Source organism: Streptomyces sp. NPDC008313, assembly GCF_042956125.1.
In the GTDB taxonomy this organism is placed as follows: Bacteria; Actinomycetota; Actinomycetes; order Streptomycetales; family Streptomycetaceae; genus Streptomyces.
This window is the reverse complement of sequence record NZ_JBIBFR010000006.1, coordinates 179,641-188,137: the sequence shown is the minus strand read 5'-3', so window position 1 is coordinate 188,137 and position 8,497 is coordinate 179,641. Positions and strand designations below refer to the sequence as shown.

Genomic DNA, 8,497 nt, shown 5'->3' with positions numbered 1-8,497 from the left:
GCCGCACCGGTGGAACTCGCCTTACTGCTGCGGCGAGTTGTCGATCTCCGCCCATCCCTCCGGGGTCACGCGGTAGTGCTGGCCGTCGCCGTAGTCCATGCGCGAGCCGGCGTTCACCCGCACGTGGTCGTCCTCCAGGTGGTAGAAGACGCCGCCCATCATGCCGATCACCTGAAAGAAGATCTTCAAGGACAGCGTCTCCGTGAGCGGGGACAGCGGCGGCAGCAGGTGCTCGGTCTTCTCGAGGCAGCGGCCGGTCGACTCCCGCAGCAGCGCGTGGAAGTGGTGCTCCAGCGCGTCCGCAGGGGCCGGAAGCGGCCGTACCACGACCGGTTCCAGCAGCTCCAGCAGACGCGTGTGCCCTCGCTCCCGGGCGACGTCGACGGCGCGCCTGCCGTCTCGCGTGCGCTGCGTGCGCCAGGCGCCGTGCGCTATCAGCCGTGAGACGACGGGGAAGTCGGCGCCGTGCCACGCCGCCTGATGCAGCGCGGTGAAGCCGCTGCGGTTGCCGGGTCTGCTGAGGTTGACCCACTCCGGGTGCTTGCCCAGCGCGTGGAAGAGGCCGTGCCAGTCGGCGTCCCGGGCCATGTCCGCGAACCGGTCCCGCTCGGCCAGATACCAGCCGCTGAACTGTTCGCGGTCGGTGATGCCGTCCCACTTCATGGTGATCACCTCTGCACGCTAGCCGACCCGGTCGTGCGCCCCGGGGCCGGTGCTGGCGGGCGAGCGAACCCGGAGGGCGCCCTGACGGACGGGCGGCCCGGGCGGTCGGCGGTCGGGGCAAAAGAGAAGGCGGGGAGAATCTCTTCTCCTCGCCGTACTCAACGTATAGCGCACCGGGGGGCTTGCCGCAAGGCCCCTGTCGTGGCGCAGAATCGTCGGCCGAGGCCACGACCTGCGTCAACGAGGTGTGTGGCGTACGCAGGTGCGCGCCGCCCGACCGGGCGGCGCGGCCGGCGATGTCAGGGGGAAGGCAATCAGGGATGCGTACGTGCGCGACAAGTGGTTCGACGGAGTGGGAGGCCCTGGTGAGCCGATCGGCCACGCGGTGTCAGGGAGTACGGCCGCCTCGGGGGTGTCGCCGTGACTGAGCGGTACGTGCTGGATCTCCAGGAGACCGACGAGGACCAGGCGGCGGTCGTCGGCGGCAAGGGCGCGCACCTGGGCGGGCTGTCGCGGATCGAAGGCGTCCGTGTGCCGGGTGGGTTCTGCGTGACGACGGACGCCTTCCGGCGGACCCTCGCGCACGTGCCGTCGATCGACGGGCTGCTCGATCAGCTGTCGCGGGTGGACCCGGACGACCGGGAGGCGATCCGTACGCTCAGCGCGCGGATTCGCCGCACGATCGAGGAGACCGCCGTCCCTGGCGATGTCGCGGCGGCGATCACCCGGGCCCACGCCCGGCTCGGCGAGCGAGGGGCCTACGCCGTCCGGTCCAGCGCGACGGCGGAGGACCTGCCGACGGCCTCCTTCGCCGGTCAGCAGGACACGTACCTGAACGTGGTGGGGCCGGCGGCGCTCCTCGAGCACGTCAGCCGGTGCTGGGCCTCGCTGTTCACCGAGCGGGCCGTGACCTACCGCCGCCGCCAGGGCATCGACCACCGCACGGTCCACATGGCGGTGGTCGTGCAGCGGATGGTCCTCCCCCGCGCGGCCGGCGTCCTGTTCACGGCCGACCCCGTGACGGGCGACCGGAAGGCCGCCACCGTGGACGCCGGGTTCGGTCTCGGCGAGGCGCTCGTCTCCGGGCTGGTGAACCCGGACGTCTTCACCGTGCGCGACGGCGAAGTCGTCAGCAGGGCGATCGCCGTCAAGGAGCGTGCCGTCCAGGCCCTGCCCGGCGGCGGTACGCGGCAGGTGGCGGTCGACCCGCGGCTGCGGGAGCAGCCGGCGCTGACGGACGCGCAGGTCGTGCGGCTGGTGCGGCTCGGGCGGCGGATCGAAGCGCGCTTCGGCCACCCGCAGGACATCGAATGGTGCCTGGACGACGACGGCTTCCAGATCGTGCAGAGCCGGCCGATCACGACGCTGTTCCCCGTCCCCGAGAGCGACGACGAGGACAATCACGTCTACGTCTCCGTCGGTCACCAGCAGATGATGACCGACCCCATGAAGCCCCTGGGCCTCTCCCTGTGGCGGCTGACGGCCATCGCGCCGATGCGGGAGGCCGGCGGGCGGCTGTTCGTCGATGTCACCCGGCGCCTGGCCTCGCCCGCGAGCCGGGCCGGTCTGCTGGACCTCATGGGGAGAGGAGATCCGCTGGTCAGGGACGCCCTGGAGACCGTCCTCGACCGCGACGGCTTCGTCCCGTCGCTCCCGGACGCGGGTCCCGGCGGGCCGCCGGCCCGTGGCGCGTCCGCCACGGTCGAGACCGATCCGGCGATCGTCACGGAACTGATCGAGCGCAGTGAGGCGTCCGTCGCCGCGCTGGAGCGCGACATCCGGACGAAGACCGGGACGGCCCTGTTCGACTTCCTGCTGGACGCCTTCGCCGAGCACAAGCGGGTTCTCTGCGACCCGTTGAGCATGCAGGTGATCATGGCGGGGATGGAGGCCACCTGGTGGCTCAACGACAACCTGCGGGAGTGGCTGGGTGAGAAGAACGCGGCCGACACACTCACCCTGTCGGCCCCCGGCAACATCACCTCGGAGATGGGACTGGCGCTGCTCGATGTCGCGGACGTGATCCGGACGCGGCCTGAGGTGATGGCGTTCCTGGAGGGCGGCGTCGAGGACGAGGGCTTCCTGGACGCGCTGGGGAAGCTTCCGGGCGGGGTCGAGGCGCGCGACGCCGTGGAGGCCTACCTCGACCGGTACGGCATGCGCTGCGTCGGCGAGATCGACATCACGAGGCCGCGTTGGCACGAGCGGCCCACCACGCTGGTGCCCGTGATCCTCGACAACGTGAGGAACTTCGAGCCGGGCGCCGCCGGGCGGCGCTTCGAGCAGGGGCGGCAGAAGGCGCGGAAGAAGGAGGAGGAGGTGCTGTCACGCCTGCGGGCCCTGCCGGACGGGGACCGGAAGGCCGACGAGACCAAGCGGATGATCGACCGCGTCAGGACCTTCATCGGATACCGGGAGTACCCGAAGTACGGCATCATCAGCCGCTACCTCGTGTACAAGCAGGCCCTGCTGGAGGAGGCCGGGCGCCTCGTGCGGGCCGGCGTGCTCGCCGACCGCGAGGACGTCTTCCACCTCACGTTCCAGGAGTTCCACGACGTCGTGCGCACGAGACAGGTGGACGACCGGCTCATCCGGCGGCGCGAGGAGGCGTTCCGGTCGTACCACGCGCTCACACCGCCCCGGGTGCTCACCTCGGACGGCGAGGCCCTCACGGGCGCGTACCGGCGCGACGACGTGCCGGCCGGTGCCCTGACGGGCGTGCCGGTCTCCGCGGGGACCGTCGAGGGGCGGGCCCGGGTCATCCTGGACATGGCGGAGGCCGACCTCGAGGCGGGCGACATCCTGGTCACGACGTTCACCGACCCCAGCTGGTCGCCGCTGTTCGTCGCCGTCGCCGGTCTGGTGACGGAGGTGGGCGGCCTGATGACCCATGGCGCGGTGATCGCCCGGGAGTACGGCCTTCCGGCCGTCGTCGGCGTGGACCGGGCCACCCGGCTGATCCGGGACGGGCAGAGGATCCGGGTGCACGGAAGCGACGGGTACGTCGAGATCCTGTCCTGACCGATCACGCCGGAGGCCTCCCGCCCCGCCGGGAGACCTCCGGCTCGGCGGGGACGCGATATCCGGGGCCGACGGGTGCGGGCGGTCGGCCTGCGCCTACCGTATGCGTCCGGTGGAACAATGACGGGACGCGGGGAGCATCTTTGAACGTCGGTGTGCAGCGCGGTGCGATCGCGGCCGTGCAGGTGCTCGGTCTCGCCGTCTGGTTCTCCATGTCGGCCGTGGTGCCGAGTCTGCGGGCCGAGTGGGGGCTGACCGCCGGCGGTGCCGTATGGCTGACCGCCTCCGTACAGTTCGGCTTCGTCGCGGGGGCGCTCGCGTCGACCGCTCTGAACCTGGCGGACCGGGTCGCCTCCCCGCGTCTGCTGTCCGTCAGCGCGGCTGCGGCCGCCGCCTGCACGGTGGTGCTGGCCGTCTTCGTCGACGGGTTCGCCCAGGCCGTCCCGCTGCGCTTCCTGACCGGCGTGTTCCTGGCCGGTGTCTACCCCGTGGGCATGAAGCTGATGGCCTCCTGGGCCGGACGCTCCAGGCGGGGCCTGACGATGGGCGTCCTCATCGCCGCGCTCACCCTCGGCTCCACCCTCCCCCACCTCATCGCCGGGGTGGGCTCCCTGCCCTGGCGGGGCGTCCTGCTCGCCGCCGCGACGTGCGGGTTCCTGGGCTCCGCCGTCTCGTCGCTCTTCGTCCGGCCCGGTCCCCACGCGGCGCCGGCCGTCGCCGTCCGCAACCCGCGTTACGCGCTCACGATGTTCACCGAGCGCGGGCCGCGTCTGGCCAACCTCGGCTACTTCGGGCACATGTGGGAGCTCTACGCGCTGTGGACGTGGATCCCGTCCTTCCTGTCGGCCACCGCCGCGGCCGACGAGCTGCCCGGCTCGGTGGAGGTCGCGGTGTTCCTCACCATGGGCATGGGCGGAGCGATCGGCTGTCTGCTCGGCGGCTGGGGCGCCGACCGCTTCGGCCGTCCGCCCGCCGCCCTGACGGCACTTCTGGTCAGCGGCGTGTGCTGCCTGCTCTCCCCTTTCCTGTTCCACGCCGGGCCCCTGCTCCTGCTGGCCTTCTGCACGGTCTGGGGCGCCGCCGTGATCGCGGACTCCGGCGTCTTCTCGACCACCCTCAGCGAGGTCGCCGACCAGCGCTACGTGGGAACCGCGCTCACCGCGCAGACGGCGATCGGTTTCGCCCTCACCGTCGTCACCATCCAGCTCACGCCCCTCCTGGCCGACGCCGTCGACTGGCGTTACGCCTTCCTCCTGCTCGCCCCGGGTCCTCTCGCCGGCGCCGTCGCGATGCGCGCCCTCGGCCGCCGTACGGGGTCCACCGCACCCCGGGGACGGTGAGCGCCGGCCTCCCCCGCGCCTCCCCGGGGTTCGGCAGCCCGGACGCCCGTCACCAGGGCACCTCTCCCTCGTCGTCGAAGAAGCGGCCCGTCGGCCCGTCGGCCGGCACGGTGGCCAGCCGTATCGCGCAGGCCGCGCCCTGCTGCGGGGTGCGCACTCCCCGGAAGCCGTTCAGGTCGGTCGCCGTGTAGCCGGGGCAGACGGCGTTGATCAGGATGTCCGTGCCGGCGAGTTCCTTGGCGTACTGCACGGTGACGGCGTTGAGGAACGTCTTCGACGGCGCGTAGGCGACGGCGATCGGGCCCGTCTCGGCGCCCGGCGTGCTCTGGAGCGTCAGGGAGCCGACGCTGCTGGAGACGTTCACGATGCGCGGCGACGGCGAGCGGCGCAGCAGCGGCAGGAGGGCGTTGGTGACGCGGATGACGCCGATCACGTTGGTCTCCATGACCGTCCGGACCCGGTCCACGTCGACCGTGGTGGGCTCCTGCGGCCCGCCGCCGGTGATCCCCGCGTTGTTGACCAGCGCGTCGAGCCGCCCGGCCCGCTCCTCCACCAGGCGGGCCGCCGCCGCCACGCTCTCGTCGTCGGTGACGTCCAGCGGCACGCCGAACGCGTCGGCCCCGGCCGCGCGCAGCTTCTCCACCGCGGCCTCGCGCCGCTGGCCGTCCCGCGCGCCGACCCCCACGGACCAGCCGAGGGCGCCGAGCCCGGCGGCGATCTCGTACCCGATGCCCTTGTTGGCCCCGGTCACCAGCGCGACGTGCTGTCCGTTCACGATGTCCCGTCCGTTCACGATGTTCGTATCCGTCATGACCTCGATCCTTCTCCCGGGCCCGGCCGGGCGTCCAAGACCGATCGGGTGGGCGGCGATACCGGCCGGGTATCGCGCCTGGCCGGCCCGGTTACGCTGACACCGTGGAGACACGTGAACTGCGGTACTTCGTCGCGGTCGCCGAGGAGTTGCACTTCGGCCGGGCCGCGCGGCGCCTCGGGATCGCCCAGCCCCCGCTGTCGCGGGCGATCGGCGGGCTCGAACGGCGTCTGGGCGCCGCCCTGCTGGAGCGCGGCAGCCGTGGCGTCACGCTGACCGGGGCCGGGGCGGTGCTGCTGCGGGAGGCGCGGGCGGCGCTGGACGCCGTCGAGGCCGCCGAGCGGCGCACCCGTCGGGCCGCCCTCGCCACGGCCGGCCGGCCCGCGGTGGTCCTCGCCGCGAAGGCCGGGGCCTGTGACGAACTGCTGGCGAAACTCCTCGACGCCTACTCCGCCGAGCCGGGCGCCGCGGAGGTCGACGTCGTACTGTGCGGGCCGGGCGAGCAGGCACGGGTGCTGCGCGACGGCCGCGCCGACGTGGCCCTGCTGCACCGGCCGTTCGACGACACGGCCGGTTTCGACACCGAGGACCTGTACACCGAGGGACAGGTGGCGATCCTCCCGGCGGCCCACCCTCTCGGTGTCCGCCCCCATCTGCTGCTCGCCGAGGTCACCGGCCTGGCCGACCTGCCCCTGCCCCGCTGGCCGGGTCCCGACGGCGCCTTCCCCGACGGTCCGGGTCCGCAGGTGCGCGACCACACGCAGCTCACCCAGCTCATCGCCCTCGGCCGCGCCTGCGCGGTCGTCCCGGAGTCGGGCCGCACCGGCCTCCGCGAGGGTCTCACCGCCGTCCCGGTTCTCGACGCCCCCCGCGTCACCACGGTCATCGCCTGGCCCCCGCACAGCCGCTCGACCGCGGTCGCCGGGCTGGTCCGCGCCGCCACCTCACTGTGACCGGCAGCCGGCCCGACGATCACCTCCTCGACGCGCCGGACGTGCCCCGATAGACGCCGGGCGCCGCCTCGTCGGCCTCAGGGGCCACTCCTCTCCCGTACAACCCTTCTGCCTCACCGGACGTCATGAAGTGAGCCAGTAGGTATGTCTCGGAGAGGAACTCATGTCCCCGTCGCGCCACAAGCGTTCCCGGCGTTCCACCGTCCTGGGCGCCACCGTCGTCGCGGCCGCCCTGGCCGGTGGCCTGCTCATCACCCTGCCCGGCGGCGCGAGTGCCGCCACGTCGGGCCTCGCCGACGATTTCAACGGTGACGGCTACCGCGATCTGGCGACCGGCGCCCCCGGTGCTGTCGCGAACGGGCAGGCGAAGGCCGGCGCCGTGGTCGTCAACTACGGGTCGTCGAGCGGTATCAGCGCCGGGCGTCACAAGATCACCTCGCAGAGCTCCTCCGGCGTGCCGGGCGCCTCGGAGGCCTCGGACCGCTTCGGTACCGAGCTCGCGCACGGCGACCTCGACGACGACGGCTACGGCGATCTCGTCGTGGGCACGCCGCTGGAGGATGTCAGCGGCGATGTCGACGGCGGTTCCGTCACGATCCTGTGGGGCGGCTCGTCCGGCCTGTCGGGCGGCACGACGATCAGTGACCCGAACCCGTCGGGCCACGACCGGTTCGGCCAGTCCCTCGCTGTCGGTGACTTCACCGGGGACGGGAAGACCGATCTGGCGGTCGGTTCCACCGGCAAGGACGTGTGGGTCTTCAAGGGCGGGTTCACCCAGTCCGGCGGCGAGGCCGGGAAACTGCGCTTCGACGCGCAGATCGAGTCCGGCGCGTATCCCGACGGCGCCGTCCAGCTGGCCGCCGGGGACTTCGACGACGACGGGGCGGACGACGTGGTCGTGGGAAGCTCCGCGGGCAACTTCGTCTACCGGGGCTCCTCGGCCGGGCCCACTCCGCAGACGGAGGCGGGCTCGGGCTTCGCGGGGGCGTTCGCCGTGGCCGACTTCGACCGCGACGGGCACGACGACCTGGTCGTCGGCAACGACTTCCCCGACATCCTCGAGAGCGCGGCGAAGGGCGGTTCCGTCACCGTCTTCTACGGCGGCGCGGCGGGCGTGGACACCGCGCGCAGCGCCGTCCTCAGCCAGGACACCGAGGGCGTGCCGGGTGCGGACGAGTACAACGACTCGTTCGGTGGCGCGCTGGCCGCGGGTGACGTGGACGGTGACGGCTATCCGGACCTGGCGGTCGGCGCGAACTTCGAGACCATCGGATCCGCGGCCCAGGTGGGCAACGTCTGGGTGGTTCGCGGCGGCCCCTCGGGCCTGACGGGAACGGGTGCCCAGTCCTTCAACCAGGGCACCCCCGACGTCCCCGGCGCCAACGAGTCGTCGGACCTGTTCGGCGACGCCGTCCACCTCGCCGACCACGACAAGGACGGCCGCGCCGATCTGTCGGTGGGCGCGGGCGGCGAGAACAGCGACGACGGCGCGGTGTGGGTGCTGCGCGGATCCACCGGCGGCGTCACGGCCACCGGCTCGGTGAGCTTCGGCGCGACGACCGTGGGCATCGAGAAGTCGGGGGACGACCCCATGTTCGGCGACTCCATGTCGGGCTTGTGAGCGTGTAGGCGGACCCGGCCGGGCGACCGCCGGGGCGGCACCGCGCAACCGCGGCGCCGCCCCCGCCGTCCTCGCGGGCGGGCCCGGC

The 8,497-nt window shown here is 72.9% G+C and carries 6 protein-coding genes; 4 read left to right on the top strand and 2 right to left on the bottom strand.

Annotated features, from left to right (window positions below; all coding sequences use genetic code 11):
* Window positions 1-21: 21 nt before the first annotated feature.
* Window positions 22-663, bottom strand: a complete 642-nt coding sequence (locus ACFY93_RS10680) for an ankyrin repeat domain-containing protein (RefSeq protein WP_391356238.1) — start codon at window positions 661-663, stop codon at window positions 22-24.
* A 420-nt stretch (window positions 664-1,083) separates the two neighbouring features.
* Between ACFY93_RS10680 and rph the strand changes: the two genes are divergently transcribed.
* Together rph and ACFY93_RS10670 are read left to right on the top strand one after the other, a co-directional pair.
* Complete coding sequence (gene rph, locus ACFY93_RS10675; protein ID WP_391355920.1) at window positions 1,084-3,684, top strand: rifamycin-inactivating phosphotransferase; 2,601 nt, start codon at window positions 1,084-1,086, stop codon at window positions 3,682-3,684.
* Window positions 3,685-3,827: 143 nt separating this feature from the next.
* Window positions 3,828-5,024 (top strand): MFS transporter, encoded by a 1,197-nt coding sequence (locus tag ACFY93_RS10670; RefSeq protein ID WP_391355918.1) that lies wholly within the window; start codon window positions 3,828-3,830, stop codon window positions 5,022-5,024.
* A gap of 49 nt (window positions 5,025-5,073) precedes the next feature.
* On the opposite strand, the gene ACFY93_RS10665 is transcribed toward ACFY93_RS10670, so the two are convergent.
* Complete coding sequence (locus tag ACFY93_RS10665) at window positions 5,074-5,835, bottom strand: SDR family NAD(P)-dependent oxidoreductase (RefSeq protein ID WP_391355915.1); 762 nt, start codon at window positions 5,833-5,835, stop codon at window positions 5,074-5,076.
* A 104-nt stretch (window positions 5,836-5,939) separates the two neighbouring features.
* Here ACFY93_RS10665 and ACFY93_RS10660 point away from each other — a divergent pair, with 104 nt between their 5' ends.
* Together ACFY93_RS10660 and ACFY93_RS10655 are read left to right on the top strand one after the other, a co-directional pair.
* Window positions 5,940-6,788 (top strand): LysR family transcriptional regulator, encoded by an 849-nt coding sequence (locus ACFY93_RS10660; protein ID WP_391355910.1) that lies wholly within the window; start codon window positions 5,940-5,942, stop codon window positions 6,786-6,788.
* Window positions 6,789-6,951: 163 nt separating this feature from the next.
* Window positions 6,952-8,409, top strand: a complete 1,458-nt coding sequence (locus ACFY93_RS10655; protein WP_391355909.1) for an FG-GAP-like repeat-containing protein — start codon at window positions 6,952-6,954, stop codon at window positions 8,407-8,409.
* Window positions 8,410-8,497: the final 88 nt, after the last annotated feature.